This is a genomic window from Nonomuraea sp. NPDC049309 (assembly GCF_043196965.1).
Lineage (GTDB): Bacteria > Actinomycetota > Actinomycetes > Streptosporangiales > Streptosporangiaceae > Nonomuraea > Nonomuraea fastidiosa.
On the sequence record NZ_JBICSH010000005.1, the window covers coordinates 53,424 to 67,920 of the forward strand.

General features: G+C 73.1%; 14 protein-coding genes. 12 read left to right on the forward strand and 2 right to left on the reverse strand.

The genetic code is table 11. The features are described from left to right. Positions 1-25: 25 nt before the first annotated feature. The gene (locus ACGFIM_RS28625; protein WP_393206053.1) at positions 26-751 is read left to right on the forward strand and encodes a glycerophosphodiester phosphodiesterase; all 726 of its coding nucleotides are present in this window, start codon (positions 26-28) and stop codon (positions 749-751) included. Further along, on the forward strand, positions 751-1,467 hold the full coding sequence (locus ACGFIM_RS28630) for an HAD family hydrolase (RefSeq protein ID WP_393206056.1): 717 nt from the start codon (positions 751-753) through the stop codon (positions 1,465-1,467). The genes ACGFIM_RS28625 and ACGFIM_RS28630 overlap by 1 nt, the downstream gene beginning before the upstream one ends. A 65-nt stretch (positions 1,468-1,532) precedes the next feature. Here the strand turns inward: ACGFIM_RS28630 and ACGFIM_RS28635 are convergent, their stop codons facing one another. After that, positions 1,533-2,258 carry an alpha/beta fold hydrolase gene (locus tag ACGFIM_RS28635; RefSeq protein WP_393206059.1) on the reverse strand — a complete coding sequence of 242 codons (726 nt, stop codon included), beginning with the start codon at positions 2,256-2,258 and terminating at the stop codon, positions 1,533-1,535. A 142-nt stretch (positions 2,259-2,400) separates the two neighbouring features. On the opposite strand from ACGFIM_RS28635, the gene ACGFIM_RS28640 reads away from it, so the two are divergent. Further along, the gene (locus ACGFIM_RS28640; protein WP_393206061.1) at positions 2,401-3,228 is read left to right on the forward strand and encodes a helix-turn-helix domain-containing protein; all 828 of its coding nucleotides are present in this window, start codon (positions 2,401-2,403) and stop codon (positions 3,226-3,228) included. A 214-nt stretch (positions 3,229-3,442) separates the two neighbouring features. Here the strand turns inward: ACGFIM_RS28640 and ACGFIM_RS28645 are convergent, their stop codons facing one another. Continuing rightward, positions 3,443-4,192: a GNAT family N-acetyltransferase gene (locus tag ACGFIM_RS28645; RefSeq protein WP_393206064.1), complete on the reverse strand. Its 750-nt coding sequence runs from the start codon at positions 4,190-4,192 to the stop codon at positions 3,443-3,445. 550 nt (positions 4,193-4,742) lie between these two features. Here ACGFIM_RS28645 and ACGFIM_RS28650 point away from each other — a divergent pair. Genes ACGFIM_RS28650 through ACGFIM_RS28690 form a run of 9 tightly spaced genes read left to right on the forward strand, consistent with a single transcriptional unit; the run spans position 4,743 to position 14,342 of the window. Beyond that, positions 4,743-5,471 (forward strand): HAD family hydrolase, encoded by a 729-nt coding sequence (locus ACGFIM_RS28650; protein ID WP_393206067.1) that lies wholly within the window; start codon positions 4,743-4,745, stop codon positions 5,469-5,471. Continuing rightward, entirely contained in the window at positions 5,468-5,938 is a 471-nt protein-coding gene (locus ACGFIM_RS28655; protein ID WP_393206070.1) for a DMT family transporter, read from the forward strand. Before ACGFIM_RS28650 ends, ACGFIM_RS28655 begins: the two co-directional genes overlap by 4 nt. A 2-nt stretch (positions 5,939-5,940) precedes the next feature. After that, positions 5,941-6,450 (forward strand): DMT family transporter, encoded by a 510-nt coding sequence (locus ACGFIM_RS28660; RefSeq protein WP_393207743.1) that lies wholly within the window; start codon positions 5,941-5,943, stop codon positions 6,448-6,450. Further along, the gene (locus tag ACGFIM_RS28665) at positions 6,447-7,598 is read left to right on the forward strand and encodes a questin oxidase family protein (RefSeq protein WP_393206073.1); all 1,152 of its coding nucleotides are present in this window, start codon (positions 6,447-6,449) and stop codon (positions 7,596-7,598) included. Before ACGFIM_RS28660 ends, ACGFIM_RS28665 begins: the two co-directional genes overlap by 4 nt. A 5-nt stretch (positions 7,599-7,603) precedes the next feature. Then, the gene (upp, locus tag ACGFIM_RS28670; RefSeq protein ID WP_393206076.1) at positions 7,604-8,266 is read left to right on the forward strand and encodes a uracil phosphoribosyltransferase; all 663 of its coding nucleotides are present in this window, start codon (positions 7,604-7,606) and stop codon (positions 8,264-8,266) included. Beyond that, positions 8,263-12,039 (forward strand): amino acid adenylation domain-containing protein, encoded by a 3,777-nt coding sequence (locus ACGFIM_RS28675; protein ID WP_393206079.1) that lies wholly within the window; start codon positions 8,263-8,265, stop codon positions 12,037-12,039. The genes upp and ACGFIM_RS28675 overlap by 4 nt, the downstream gene beginning before the upstream one ends. Continuing rightward, positions 12,039-12,269: a tautomerase family protein gene (locus tag ACGFIM_RS28680; RefSeq protein ID WP_393206082.1), complete on the forward strand. Its 231-nt coding sequence runs from the start codon at positions 12,039-12,041 to the stop codon at positions 12,267-12,269. The genes ACGFIM_RS28675 and ACGFIM_RS28680 overlap by 1 nt, the downstream gene beginning before the upstream one ends. Further along, the gene (locus ACGFIM_RS28685) at positions 12,266-13,216 is read left to right on the forward strand and encodes a pseudouridine-5'-phosphate glycosidase (RefSeq protein ID WP_393206085.1); all 951 of its coding nucleotides are present in this window, start codon (positions 12,266-12,268) and stop codon (positions 13,214-13,216) included. Before ACGFIM_RS28680 ends, ACGFIM_RS28685 begins: the two co-directional genes overlap by 4 nt. Next, positions 13,206-14,342 carry an LLM class flavin-dependent oxidoreductase gene (locus ACGFIM_RS28690; protein WP_393206088.1) on the forward strand — a complete coding sequence of 379 codons (1,137 nt, stop codon included), beginning with the start codon at positions 13,206-13,208 and terminating at the stop codon, positions 14,340-14,342. Before ACGFIM_RS28685 ends, ACGFIM_RS28690 begins: the two co-directional genes overlap by 11 nt. Positions 14,343-14,497: the final 155 nt, after the last annotated feature.

Sequence of the window (14,497 nt, forward strand, 5' to 3'; positions counted from 1 at the left end):
CACACACCACTGAGAAAGGAAGATCGTGGCATTTGCCATCGTCGGGCACCGAGGCGCCATGGCCGAGGCACCCGAGAACACCATCGCGTCCTACCGCGTGGCCGAGGAGGTCGGCGTCGACGAGCTGGAGACCGACGTCCGCATCAGCTCCGACGGGCAGCTGTTCATGCTGCACGACGCGACGCTGGACAGGACCGCGGCCGACGCGGCCGGCAAGGACCTCGGGCCGGTCGCGCGGCTGCCCTGGTCGCAGATCAGCGCGGTGGACGTGGGCGGCGGCGAGCGGGTCCCCACGCTGGAGCAGATGTATCGGGCGACGACCAGGTTCGTGCAGCTCGAGATCAAGGACCTGGCCGCCATCGAGGCCCTGACGGACTTCTTCCACCGGCACGCGGACTACGCCGAGCGGACGATCCTCACCGGGTTCTCGGTCGAGGCGATGGCGACGGTGGCGCAGAAGCTGCCGCACATCCCCCGCGGCATCATCGTCTCCAAGTGGACCGACGCCGAGAAGCACCCGGGCGGCTACCTTCAGCTCCTCAAGGACACCGGGTCGAGCCGGATCCACAGCGGCGGCGAGGGCCTGACCGCCGAGATCGTCGAGCGGCTGCACGAGGAGGGCGTCCCCGTGCACGGCTGGCCCACCCGGACCCAGGACGACCTGCGCCACTGGATCGAGCTGGGCGTGGACGGCACGACCGGCGACGACCCGCGCACGGTGCGGCGCTGGCTCGCCGAGGAGCTGGGTTGATGGTAAGCCCGGACGGCGGCCCTCATCCGGCGGGCGGCGGGCCTCGTCCTGAGGGCCGCCCGCTCATGGCGGCGGTGCTGTTCGACATGGACGGCACCCTGTTCGACAGCGAGCCGCTCTGGGATGTCAGCCTCGCCGACCTGGCGGAGAAGCTCGGCGGCAGGCTGCGCCCCGAGATCCGCCGCCGGGTGGTCGGCTGCAACCTGCGCGACTCCGCCCAGCTCGTGCAGGACGACCTCGGCGTCGTGGCCGACGCCGAGGCGTCGGCGGCGTGGCTGCTGGAACGTACCAGGGAGCTGTTCGCGCTCGGGGTGCCGTGGCGGCCCGGCGCCCAGGAGGTGGTGGCCTCGGTACGCCGCAGCGGCGTTCCCACCGCGCTGGTGACGTCGAGCCACCGCGTCCTGGTGGACGAGGTGCTGGCCCAGCTCGAGCCCGGCACGTTCGACACCGTGGTGTGCGGCGACGAGGTGAGCCGGCCCAAGCCGGATCCCGAGGCGTACCTGACGGCGGCCCGGCGGCTGGGCGTCGATCCGCGTCGCTGCGTGGCGCTGGAGGACTCGCCACCGGGCATCGCGGCGGCGGTGGCCGCGGGCTGCCTGGTCGTGGCCGTTCCCGAAGGCAGCACGACGGGTGACGGTCACGGCGCGGTGGTGATGGAGCTGGCGGACGTCACCGTCGGCCGCCTCTCCGCGCTGCTGGCCGCCAGAGCCGGCTGACCCGCGGGGCGCTGCTCAGGCGAGCCTGACCGCTGACCCCGCTCAGGCGAGCTCGTCCGCTGGGGTCAGGCGAGCTTGAGCAGCAGCCCGGCCAGCTCGTCCGGCATGGTGATCATGCAGTCGTGGCCCGTCGGGAGCTCCCACACCTGCGCGGGGCTCCCGCCGGGACGATCCTCGGGAACGGGCCGCCGCACGATGCCCTCGGGCACGCCGGCCACGCAGTGGATGTGCGTGCGCGGGATGTCGCGCGCGGCCGGGTCGCCCAGGCTGACCGGCTGCTGGAAGCAGCGCAGCGGCATGTCCGACAGCATCCCCCGCAGCCACGCCGTGTCGGCCGGGTCGGTGACCCCGAACAGGCCGGCGGGCGGCGGCAGCTCGGGCATCGGCGGCACCCGCCAGCCCTCCCCGGACGCGGCCGCGGCGTCGAGCAGCGCCTGGGTCATGGGCTGGACGTCCACCGCGCACTCGCCGTCCTCGGGGACCATCGCGTCCAGGTAGACGAGCCGGCCGACGCGCCCCGGCACCCGGCCCGCCGCCCCCGTGATGACCAGCCCGGCGTAGCTGTGGCCGACGAGGATCACGCCGGTGAGGTCCTCCTCGGCGAGCAGCCCCGCGACGTCGGCGACGTGGGTGTCCAGCCCCACGTGCGGGCCGAGCAGGTGAGCCCGGTCGCCGCAGCCGGTCAGCGAGGGCGTGAGCACCCGGTGCCCGGCCTCTTCCAGCAGGGGGACCACCCGGTCCCAGCATCGCCCGCCGTGCCAGGCCCCGTGGATCAAAACGTACGTCGGCATGATGACGCTCCAACCTCGTGTGAGAACGGTGTCCGTGCGGGACACGAGGCTTCCCGGCCCGCGGTGGCCGGGCCAGCGCCCCCGCGATCCTGGGGGCGGCAGGACCAGGCACGTTCCCGGGGCACGGCGTACCGTGGGCCGCATGAGCGACGGAGCCAACCTTCTCGGCGACTACGTGCGCGCGCGGCGGGAGCTCGTCACCCCCGAGCAGGCGGGCATCCCCGCATCGGGCGTGCGGCGGGTGCGCGGGCTGCGCCGTGAGGAGGTGGCGCTGCTCGCCGGCATCAGCGCCGACTACTACCTGCGCCTGGAGCAGGGACGCGACCGCAACCCCTCACCGCAGGTGCTCGAAGCCCTCGCGCGGGCGCTGCAGCTCGACGACGACGCGACGGCCTACCTGCTCCGCCTCGGCGCGCAGCGGCCGCGCAGGCGACGGCGCCGATCGCGCGGGGAGACCGTCCCCGAGGGCGTCGCCAAGCTGCTCGCCGCGCTGGAGCTGCCCGCGTACGTGGAGGGCCGCCACCTCGACGTGCGGGCCGCCAACGCCCTGGCGACGGCCCTGTCGCCGCGGCTCGCGGCGGGCCGCAACCGGCTGCGCGACATGTTCCTCGACCCCGCCGAGCAGGCCCTGCACCCCGGCTGGGAGGACGCCGCGCCGGGCATGGTCGCCGGGTTCCGCGCGTCCGTGGGCACCGACATCGACGATCCCCGCCTCATCGAGCTGGTCGGGGAGCTGTCGCTGGCCAGCCCGCGCTTCGCCCGGCTGTGGGCGCGGCACGACGTCGGCACCTGCGAGGGCACGACCAAGCGGCTCGACCATCCCCAGGTCGGCGAGCTGCGGCTGAACCGGGAGCGGCTGGGCGTCCAGGGCGCGCCGGGCCTGACGCTCGTCATCATGCACCCCGACCCGGGCACCGGCAGCGCCGAGAAGCTGGCGCTGCTCGCGTCGATCACGCACACCTCCACCTGAGGCCGCGGCGTGCCACTCACACGCCTCCGCCTGAGGCCCCCGCGTTCCGCCCGCACGCCCCTTCCTGAGCCCTCGGCGCTCATCACGCGCGCTGCAAGTGGCTGCAAGTGAGGGCCTGGGCGTCGGCGTCCATGAGACGCGTGCCCACGAGAGAATCCGGCTCCCGCTCAGGAACCCGGCACCGATCAAACGCTCCCGCCTGAGGCTCCGGAGGCTACGAGCCGGGCTCGACCCTGGCGGGCGCCGTCAGGCGGGCGATGCGGAAGGTGACGGGCCGGCGGATCCGGAAGCCCAGCCGCTCGTACAGGTGGATCGCGGGGTTGCCGTCGGCGACGTGCAGGAACGGCCGCTCACCGCGCTCCCTGACGCCCGCGACCACGGCGCGGATCAGCCGTCCGGCCAGCCCCTGGCCCTGGTGGGCGGGGTCGGTGCAGACGGCGCTGATCTCGGTCCAGCCCGGCGGGCGCATCCGCTCGCCGGCCATCGCGACCAGCGCGCCGCCCCGGCGGATGCCGAGGTAGGCACCCAGCTCGACGGTGCGCGGCAGGAACGGCCCCGGCTGGGTGCGGCGGACGAGGTCGAGCATCTCCGGCACGTCGGCCGGCCCCAGCCGCACCGCCTCGTCGTCGTGCTGCCCCGCGACGTCCTCGCCGGTGAGCTGGTAGCCGGCGATGTCGGTCAGCTCGGCCAGGCCGTCGGGCGGTGCCGGCATCGGGCCGGTCAGCAAGAGGGTGCCGTCCGCGCTCGCCAGCGCCGCCGCGTCCTGCCAGTCGGCCGGGCCGGGCTCGGGCGGCAGGGACACGAACGGCGAGACGTCGAACCCGTAGCGCAGCACCCGGCCGCGCCGTTCGGCGAAGCGCGCCTGCGGCCCGAGCAGGGCGGCGCGTACCGGGTCGTCCAGCGCCTCCGCGACAGCAGCATCGAGGGCGTCACCGTGGGCGGCGCAGGAGATCGATGCGGTCATGCCCCGACCTTATCCATCACGCCATCCATCACGCCCCAGCAACCCCCCGCCACCTCGCCCCGAGCCGGACCGACAAGCACTCGGCCCCAAGCGGCCGACCGCCGCCCGCCCCCGGCCGACCGACCGCCGCCACCCCGGTTGCGGCTGTCGGCCCTGCTCCATCCGTCCGGGCGGTCCCCCAGCAGACAGGCCGTCGCCGCGCTTTCCGACCAAGCGGCACCCCAGCCGGCAGGCCGTTGTCTCGGCTTTCCGACCAAGCGGCGCCCCAGCCGGCAGGCCGTTGTCTCGGCTTTCCGTCCGAGTGGTGGCCCAGCCGGCGGACCGTCGCCTCGGCTTCGGTCCGGTCGGCCGTCGCCCCGGTTCCCGTGGTCCTGCCGTGCATGGCTTTCCTTCACCTCCATGATCCGCGCTCAGCTCAACACGGGCTGCGAAAATCCGTCAAGGTCTACTTGTTATGAGGGATTTTGATTCCATGCATAACCCACTTGATTTATCGAGAATTCCTTCTTACGTTGAAGCTCCAGCAGCCGGAGAGGATGCCATGCCTCACGTGACCGTGTTCGATCTCGACGGGACGCTCGTCGACACGCCACGCGCCATCGTCGAGACCTTCACCGCCGCGTTCGGCGCGCTCAACGCGCCCGCCCCCGCCCCCGCGGCCATCCGCGCCACCATCGGGCTCCCGCTCCAGCGCGCCTTCGGCGGCCTCCTCGGCGCGGACCCCGACGGTGATCTGGTGACCGAGGCCATCCGGCACTATCAGCGCCTGTTCAAGGAGACCGTGCTGCCGCGCGCCCGCGAGCTGGTCTTCCCGGGCGTGGCCGAGGGGCTGGCGGAGCTGCGCGCCCGCGGCAGCGTCCTGGCCGTGGCCACCAGCAAGGTCTCCGCCAGCGCCGAGGCGCTGCTGCGGGCGTCCAGGCTGCGGGAGGAGTTCGCGCTCGTGGTGGGCGCGGACCAGGTCACCAGACCGAAACCCGATCCCGAGTCCGGGCTGCTGGTCCTGCGCACGCTCGGCGTGCCCGCGCGGCGTGCCGTGATGGTGGGCGACACCTCGCACGACATCCACATGGCGAGCGCCGCGGGCATGCGCTCCATCGCGGTCACGTACGGCGTCCACAGCACCGACGAGCTGGCCGCCGCCGCTCCGACCCGGTTCGCCGCCACCTTCGGCGAGGTCGTCGCCCTGATCGAGGCCGACCTGGCAGGCGGGGAAGCGGTCAGCGAGGAGACCCCTCAGGCCGTCGGGTCGCCGCGGGGTGCCGGGGAGGAGGGCCGATGAGCGGGGGACGCGCGCTCGACTGGGCGCTCGCGATCGCCGGCGGGGTGCTGCTCACGCTGATGACGCAGGCGAACGCCGTGCTCGCGGGGTACACCGACGCCCTTTACGCCTCGTGGGCCGCGCACGGGCTCGGGGCGGTGGTGGCCGCGCTGCTGGTGCTGGCGCTCGCTCGCCGTGCACCGGCTCCTGACCCAGCCGACGACCACGGAGCCCGCGCGCCGCTCTGGTACTACCTGGGCGGCATCCCCGGAGCTGTCGTCGTCATCCTGTCGGCCATCGCGGTCAACAGCGAGCTGGCCCTGGCGGGCACCGTCGCGCTGATGCTCACCGGCCAGATCATCTTCGGCACGGTCTCCGACCGGTTCGGCCTGCTGCACACGCCGCAGCGCCGGATCACGCTCATGGACCTGGCGGTGGCCGCCTGCGTGCTCGCGGGCAGCGTCCTCATCGTCGCGGGAGGGGCGTGACCATGCTCTTCCTCGTCGCCCTGGCGCTGTTCAACGGCGTCCTCATCGGCACCAGCCGCACGATCAACGGCCGGCTCAGCACCCGCAAGGGCGCGTTCCGCGCGTCCGTCTGGAACCACGTGGTCGGCTTCGTCTTCCTCAGCGCGGTGCTGCTCGTGCTGCGCACCTGGCCGGACGTCACGGACACGCCGATCGCCGCGTACGCGGGCGGCGTGTTCGGCGCGTTGTTCGTCGCGGTCAACAGCTACGTCTTCCCCCGGCTCGGCGCGATGAGCGCCTCCGTGCTGGTGATCAGCGGGCAGGTGCTGTCCGCCGTGGTCATCGACTGCCTACAGCAGGGCGCGCTGCCGGCGCCGATCAGGCTGGCCGGCGTGGTGCTCGTGCTCCTGGGCCTCACCCTGCCCGGATTGTCCTCCCGTCTCCGCAAGAAGGAGATCCATCCGTGCCCGACAGAAAGCCCGACAGACAGCCCGACAGAACGCCCGCCACAAAGCCCGACGGACAAGCGGTGATCGACGCCCTGCTCGATGACCGCACGTACCACATCGAGTTCAACGGCCATCTCACCAACCACGCCAAGCACGCCGTGGTGGCCCTGGCCGGGCTGGGCGTGCCCGCCGACGACATCAAGGCGTACTACGAGGCGTACGCGAAGCTGACCTCGTACGGCTTCGGCCTGGAGCCGCCCAAGCCGGACCGGTACGTCATCACCGAGGAGAACTGGCGCGATCACCTGGGGCAGCGCACCAGCTTCTGGTCCTACTGCGACTTCTTCGACCGGAAGGAGCGGGAGCTGGGCCTGCCGGAGGTGCTGCGCCGCTACGTGCCCGAGCTGCTGCCCGGCTGGACCGGCTCGTTCACGCACGCCACCATCCACCTGGGCTGGGCGCTCGACGCCGGCCACCGGTGGATGGCGATCGAGGGGCTCGCCTACCTGGCGTACTCGTACGCGACCTGCCATCCGGAGCGCGCCCGCCCGCCGCGGGACGACGGCGCGCCCGTGGACTCGCTGCTGCGGCTGGCCGGCGTGTGGGACGAGCACCGCGACGAGCTCACCCACTGGGTCAGCGGCGTGCTCGCCGACACCTCCCCCGTCGACGACGGCCGCATCCACCCCGAGCTGCTCCGCTCCGGCCTGCAGTTCCGGATCGCGCGCACGCTGATCGAGGGCCATCCGCTGTTCTACGACACGCCGGCGTGGACGCACGACGACGACGCATGGGAGCCGCTGTACTACGCGGTCACCCTGCTCTACCTGTCGCGTCCCGGCGACTTCGTGCTGCTGCACATGATCACCTCCCTGTACGCGGTGGAGCGCATCGCCGAGCGCCTGCCCGCCGAGGAGCGGCGCAGGGCCGTCGTGTGCTTCTGGATCGGGATGCTCGGCACGGTCTTCTCCGGCGGCGAGTTCCCGCACCGCGCCAAGCTCACCGCACTGCACCGGATCTTCTCCGATGCGGTGGACGAGGGCGCCGCCGACTGGGACACGATCGTGGGCCGGGCGGTGCTGGAGGAAGAGGAGCACAACCCCAAGCTCGTGTACGTGCTGCAGCGGGTGTGGGAGCGCAGCGGCCGCCGCTCGATCTACCGGGTGGCCGCCGGGCAGTTCACCGCAACGCCGGAGCTGCCGCCCTCGTTCGACGAGCCGCCGGCCGAGTGACCGCCATGCCGACCCCGCCGAACGTGCATCTGCTTCCGCAGACGCGCCAGCTGCGCGCGCTGCACACGGTCGTCCGCGACCGCGACGCCGCGCTCGACGCCTTCGTCCTGCACTCCCGCCGGATCATCCGGCTGCTGCTGGAGGCCGGGCTCGACCTGCTGCCGTTCACCGAGCATGAGGTGACCACGCCGGTGGGCGCGACCTACCGGGGGCTGCGGCTCGCGGGCGACGTGTGCGCCGTGGCCGTGGTCAGGGCCGGGGAGAGCATGGAGGCCGAGTTACGCGACATCCAGCCCGGCATCCGCATCGGCAAGATCCTCATCCAGCGGGACAGGCAGACCGCGCTGCCGCATCTGTACTACTCGCACCTGCCGCCCGGCATCGCACGCAGCCACGTCCTCCTCCTCGAGCCCATGCTGGCCACCGGCGGCTCCGCCAACGCCGCCATCGACGTGCTGCTCAAGGCCGGTGTGCGGGAGGAGCGCATCGTTCTGATCGACTTCATCGCCGCACCCGAGGGCATCCGCGCCGTCTCCGAGGCGCATCCGCACGTGAAGCTCGTCGTCTCCTCGATCGAGGAGCGGCTGAACGAGCGCGCCTACATGGTCCCGGGCATCGGCGACTTCGGCGACCGCTACTTCGGTACCACCGACTCGGGGGCATCATGATCACCATTCCGTCTTCGCGGCCCGCAGGGCCTCGGACGTCCGTCGGCGTCGGCGCGTGCCTGCCGGACCTGCTGCTCCAGCAGGCCGAGCTGCGTCCGGACGCCGTGGCGGTCACCGGCGCCGGCGGCGGCCTCACCTTCGCCGAGCTGGTACGCGACGCCGCCCGGCTCGCGGCGCTCCTGCGCCGCCTGTCCACCGGCCCCGACCAGTGCGTCGGCCTGTACGCCGAGCCGTCGGCGGGCCTGCTGACCGGCGTCTGGGGCATCCTCATGGCGGGGGCCGCGTACCTGCCGCTCTCCCCCGGCTATCCGCCCGACCGCCTCCGCTTCATGATCGAGGACAGCGGCACCACCGTGGTGGTCGTCCAGCCGCACCTCGTGCGTGCGGTGTCGGAGCTGGCGCCGCCGGGCACCCGCATCGTCGTCCTGGGTGACGGCGACGACGAAGATCCGTGGCCGGGCGAGGCGGCCTGGCGGCCCGACGCCCTCGCGTACGTCATCTACACCTCCGGCAGCACGGGCCGGCCCAAGGGCGTGATGATCGAGCACCGCAGTATCGCCTCCCAGCTGCGCTGGCTGCACACGTGCGGCCACATCGGGCCGCACACCACGGTGCTGCAGAAGACGCCGGCGAGCTTCGACGCCGCCCAGTGGGAGATCCTCGCGCCGGCCTTCGGCAGCCGGGTGGTGACGGCGCCGCAGGGCGGCCATCGCGATCCCGAGGCGCTCATCGACACCATGACCGCCTACGACGTGACGACGCTGCAGGGTGTGCCGACCCTGCTGGAGGCGCTGGTGGACACAGGGCGGCTGGGCCGCTGCACCTCGCTGACCCGGATCTTCTCCGGCGGTGAGGCCCTGACCAAGCGCCTGGCCAGGGACGTGCTCGCCGCGCTGCCCGGTGTGTCGCTGATCAATTTGTACGGCCCCACCGAGTGCACGATCAACGCCACCGCCCACGTCGTCGATCCCTGGCAGGCCGCCGACGGGGATGGAACGCTCCCGATCGGCGTGCCGGTGGACAACACGCACTGCTTCGTCCTCGACGCGAACCTGGCCCCGGTGGACATCGGGGAGACGGGCGAGCTGTACATCGGCGGCGCCCAGCTCGCCCGCGGCTACCTCAACCGGCCCGAGCAGACCCGCGAGCGGTTCGTCCCCTCGCCGTTCGTCCCGACGCAGCGGCTGTATCGCACGGGCGACCTGGCGTACTGGAACCCCGACGGGACGCTGCAGTTCGCCGGGCGCGCGGACGACCAGGTCAAGCTGCGCGGGCACCGGATCGAGCTCGGCGAGGTGGCGCGCGCCGCCGAACGGCACACCTGGGTGCGCAAGGCGGCGGCGGTCGTCGTCACCGACGAGCGGACCCGCGCGCCGCACCTGGTCGTGTGCGCGGAGCTGGACCCCGCGGAGGCGGCCCTCATGGATCAGAGCCACCATGCGGCGCACCACCGCTCCAAGGCCGACCGGCTGCAGGTGCGGGCGCAGCTCTCCGACGCCGGGCTCAGGCGGGACCTGGCCGGCCTGCCCGCGGTGCAGCTGCCGCACCGCGACGAGCCCGCCGAGCTGCGGCGTGCGGTCTTCGCCCGCAAGACCTACCGGTTCTATGAGGGCGGACCGGTCACGCGCGCGGACCTGCGGGCCCTGCTGTCGTCCGAGCCGGTCCCGGCGCGCGCCCGTCAGGTGAGCGACCTCGGCTTCGGTGACCTCGGCCGGATCCTGCGCTGGTTCGGCCGGTTCCGCAGCGAGCAGCGGCTGCTGCCCAAGTACGCCTACGCCTCGCCGGGCGCCCTGTACGCGACCCAGCTCTACCTGGAGACCTCGGGCGTGGCCGGCCTCGCGCCCGGCCTGTACTACTACGACCCGGCCGAGCACGCCCTGGTGCGCATCGGCGGGCACCGGCTGCCCCGGCACGGCGGGCTGCGGGTGCACCTGTCGGGCCGGCGGGCGGCGATCGAGCCGGTCTACCGGGAGAACCTGCACGAGGTGCTGGAGTTCGAGGCCGGTCACATGGTGGGCGTGTTCGAGGACGTGCTGCCCGCGTACGGGCTGGACATCCGCCCGGTGGACCGCATCGCCTCGGTGCCGATCCGGCTCGGCGTGGACCCCGACGACCACTACATCGGCACGTTCGAGATCGGCCCGTACGAGGGCGCGCCGCGCGACGCGGAGATCGAGGTCTTCGTCCAGGCGCACCCCGATCGGGTGGAGGGCCTGCCCGAGGGGTGGTACCGGTACCGCGACGGCGCTTTAGAGCGGGTGTCCGACCGGCTGGTCCTGCGCAGGCACGTGGTGGCGATCAACCAGCAGGTGCACGACCGCGCGTCCTTCGGCGTCGCCCTGCTGGCCAGGGACGCCCGGCCGTGGCTGGCGTACGTGAAGCTGGGCGCCCGGCTGCACCGCCTGCAGCGCAACGGCCTGGGCCTCGGCCTGATGTCGTCGGGCTACAGCTCCAAGAGCGGCCACCCGACGCCCGCGGCGCTGCGGGTGGAGGAGATCCTCGCGGGCGCGGGCCTGCCGGCCCCGCAGGCGATGTACTTCGCCCTGGGCGGCCGGGTGAGCGCCGAGCAGATCGCCGGCGAGGACATGCGCGAGGACACGGTCCACATGAAGGGCCCCGCCGAACTGATCAAGGACGAGCTGGCCCGGCTGCTGCCCGACTACATGCTGCCCAACCGCGTGCTGATCGTGGACCGGCTGCCGCTGACGGCCAACGGCAAGGTGGACGCCGAAGCGCTGCGCGCCCTGGCCAGGCCGCGACCGGCCACCCCGCACGTGCCGCCCGCGACCGCGACGGAGCGGTGGCTGGCCGCCGAGTGGGGCCGGGTGCTGAAGTACGACGAGGTCTCGGCGGCGGACGACTTCTTCGCCTGCGGCGGTGACTCGCTGACCGCGGTGGCGCTGATCAACCGCATCAACCGGCGGTTCGGCACGCGGCTGCCGTTCCAGGCGCTGTTCGAGTCGCCCCGGCTGGCGGAGCTGGCGGCCCGGGTGGACGCGGGGCAGGCGGCGCCGTCGTCGCGGCTGGTGCCGCTCGGGAGCGTCGCCGGGGGCAGGCCGGTGTTCTGCTGGCCGGGGCTCGGCGGGTATCCGATGAACCTGCGCCTGCTGGCCCGCCACGCCGCGCCCGACCGGCCGTTCCACGGCGTGCAGGCGTACGGGCTGAACCCGGGCGAGGAGCCCTACCCGTCGATCCAGGAGATGGCCGCGGCGGACGTGGCCGAGATCAGACGCGTGCAACCGGAGGGGCCGTACACGCTGTGGGGGTACTCCTTCGGCGCGCGGGTCGCCTTCGAGGCGGCCAAGCAGCTCGAGACGGACGGCGAGCGCGTGGCGCAGGTCGTGCTGATCTGCCCCGGCAACCCCCGGGTGGGGGCGGGACGCAGGCCGCGCGAGGCGTCCTTCGCCAACCCCGAGTACGTGACGATCCTCTACTCCGTCTTCACCGGCGCGACCTCGGGCCCCGATCTGGAGCGCTGCCTGCGGCAGGCCGGGGACGAGGAGAGCTTCACCGGCTTCGTGCACGAGCTGCTGCCCGAGCTGGACCGGCCGCTCATCCGCCGGATCGCGCGCCTGGTGGCCAGGACCTACGCCTTCCCGTACGCGTTCGAAGGGCTCGCCGCGCCGGTGACCGTGATCAGGGCCGCGGGCGACGCGCAGCCGAACGTCGACGGGAAGGTGTTCGAGCTGGTCACCGACCACTACGGCGCGCTGCGCGAGCCCGGCGTCGCCGAGCTCGCCCACGTCATCCGCACGAACGCGAAGGAGTCGTGATGCCGCACGTCACCATCCGGCACTTCCCCGCCGATCTCGATGAGGAGGCGAGGCGGCGCCTTGCCTCCGCGCTGACCGAGACGATCGTCAAGGAGTTCGGGACCTACGCGGGAGCCGTGTCCATCGCGCTCGAACCGGTCGATCCCGGCGACTGGACGGCCACCGTCTACGAGCCGCTGATCGCCGGCCGCCCGGAGACGCTGATCAAGGCTCCGGAGTACCGCACGTGAGCGGCATCCCCCTGGTGGTGGCCGAGGAGGTGGCCGACGCCCTGGCCGAAGGGCGGGCGGTGGTCGCGCTGGAGTCGAACGTCATCACCCACGGCCTGCCCTACCCCGACAACGCCGCCACCGCCGTGAAGGTGGAGTCCGCGGTGCGGGCCGGCGGCGCGGTCCCGGCGACCATCGGCATCGACTCGGGGCGGCTGCTCATCGGCATGGGCGAGGCGGACATCGAGCGCTTCGCCGCCACCCCCGGCATCCCGAAGGCCAGCACCCGGGACCTGCCCGTGGTGCTGGCGCGCGGCGGGCTCGGCGCCACCACCGTGGCCTCCTCGCTGGTCGCCGCCGAGCTGGCGGGCATCCCGTTCTTCGCCTCCGCGGGCATCGGCGGGGTGCACAGGGGCGCGGAGAAGACGATGGACGTCTCCGCCGACCTCATCCAGTTCACCCGCTCCAAGGTCGCGGTGGTCTGCGCGGGGGCCAAGAACATCCTCGACCTCCGGCTGACGCTGGAGTACCTGGAGACGCAGGGCGTGCCGCTGGTGTCGTACCGGTCGGACGACTTCCCCGCCTTCTACTGCGCCTCCAGCGGGCTGCGCAGCCCGCACCGCATCGACGACCCCGTCCTGCTCGCCCGCGTCGTCGACACCCACTGGGCGACCGGCGCCCGCGGGTCCGTCGTCATCACCACCCCGCCCCGTCCGGAGGACGCCGTGGACTCCGCCGTGGCCGAGGCCGCCGTGCGCGAGGCGCTGGCCGCCGCGGAGCGCGACGGCGTCACCGGCAACGCCATCACCCGCTATCTCATGCGAGCCGTCGACGAGGTCACCGGTGGGCGGACCTCGCAGGCCAACATGGCGGTGCTCATCAGCACGGCCGAGGTCGGCGGCGAGCTCGCGGCCGCGTACGCCCGCCATCGATCCGCTCTCCGACAAGGACGCACCCATGCCCGTTGAGTTCCTCGGCATCGCCTACACCAACAACTCCTCGGAGACCACCGCCCGCTCCGGCCCGTCGTTCGACAAGGACTACACGCTCAAGCTCGCCCGCGCCCACGAGGACCACGGGTGGGACCGGGTCCTGTTCGCCTACGGGTCCGACACGCCGATCCCCACGCCGGCCGCGGCCTGGCTGGCGTCGAAGGTGGAGCGGCTGCAGATCCTGCTCGCGCACCGGCCGAACGTGTCCTACCCGACCTACGCGGCGCGCTCGTTCGCGACGCTCGACCACATCAGCGACGGGCGGCTGACGATCCACTTCATCACCGGCGGCAACGACCACGAGCAGCGCCGCGAGGGCGACACGCTCACCAAGGACGAGCGCTACAGCCGGACCGAGGAGTACATCCAGATCGTCAAGAAGGTGTGGACCAGCAAGGAACCGTTCGACCACGAGGGGGAGCACTACCGCTTCTACGACTACGTCAGCGACATCTTCCCCGTGCAGCAGCCGCACCCCGGCGTCTCCTTCGGCGGCTCATCTCCAGCCGCGTACGCCGCCGGCGGCGCGGAGGCCGACATCTACTGCCTGTGGGGCGAGCCGCTGGCCGACACCGCCCAGCAGATCGAGTCGGTGTGGGCGGCGGCGCGGGCGGCCGGCCGTACGGACCGGCCGCGCATCCAGGCCGCCTTCCGGCCGATCATCGCCCCCACCGAGGAGCTGGCCTGGGAGAAGGCGCACCGCACGGTCGAGGCCATCAAGGCACGGCGGGCCACGAGGAAGCCGCCGCGCGGCCACGCGCCCGAGGGGCCGGAGAACACCGGCGCGCAGCGGCTGATCGCGATCGCCGCCAGGGGTGAGCGCTTCGACCGGGCGTTGTGGACGCCCACGTCCGCCGCGACCGGCGGCGAGGGCAACTCCAACGCGCTGGTCGGCACACCCGAGACCGTGGCCAAGGCGCTGCTCGACTACTACGACCTGGGCGTGGACATCATCTCCGCGCGCGGCTACGACCTGCTCGGCGACGCCATCGACTTCGGCCGGTACGTCATTCCGATCATCAGGGAGGAGGTGGCCAAGCGGGACCGCGAGGGTGCGGAGCGCGGCCCGCACCTGCTGGAGAAGATCACCGCGAGTATCTGACGAGCCGGCGCGCCCACGTCCAGAGACAGGCGCGCCCAGAGACAGGCGCGCCCAGAGACAGGCGCGCCCAGAGGCAGGCGCGGGCGCGTCCAGAGGCGGGCGCGGGCGCGCCTGGATCCGACCGGCCGGAAGGCTCGCGCCGAGGGGGTGCGAGC

What these genes read in the sequence shown, in the direction of transcription:
- ACGFIM_RS28640 (WP_393206061.1), top strand. Translation starts at nt 2,401, where the DNA reads ATGAGCGACGGAGCCAACCTTCTCGGCGACTACGTGCGCGCGCGGCGG.
- upp (WP_393206076.1), top strand. Translation starts at nt 7,604, where the DNA reads ATGCCGACCCCGCCGAACGTGCATCTGCTTCCGCAGACGCGCCAGCTG.
- ACGFIM_RS28690 (WP_393206088.1), top strand. Translation starts at nt 13,206, where the DNA reads ATGCCCGTTGAGTTCCTCGGCATCGCCTACACCAACAACTCCTCGGAG.
- ACGFIM_RS28645 (WP_393206064.1), bottom strand. Translation starts at nt 4,192, where the DNA reads ATGACCGCATCGATCTCCTGCGCCGCCCACGGTGACGCCCTCGATGCT.
- ACGFIM_RS28635 (WP_393206059.1), bottom strand. Translation starts at nt 2,258, where the DNA reads ATGCCGACGTACGTTTTGATCCACGGGGCCTGGCACGGCGGGCGATGC.
- ACGFIM_RS28680 (WP_393206082.1), top strand. Translation starts at nt 12,039, where the DNA reads ATGCCGCACGTCACCATCCGGCACTTCCCCGCCGATCTCGATGAGGAG.
- ACGFIM_RS28655 (WP_393206070.1), top strand. Translation starts at nt 5,468, where the DNA reads ATGAGCGGGGGACGCGCGCTCGACTGGGCGCTCGCGATCGCCGGCGGG.
- ACGFIM_RS28660 (WP_393207743.1), top strand. Translation starts at nt 5,941, where the DNA reads ATGCTCTTCCTCGTCGCCCTGGCGCTGTTCAACGGCGTCCTCATCGGC.
- ACGFIM_RS28630 (WP_393206056.1), top strand. Translation starts at nt 751, where the DNA reads ATGGTAAGCCCGGACGGCGGCCCTCATCCGGCGGGCGGCGGGCCTCGT.
- ACGFIM_RS28675 (WP_393206079.1), top strand. Translation starts at nt 8,263, where the DNA reads ATGATCACCATTCCGTCTTCGCGGCCCGCAGGGCCTCGGACGTCCGTC.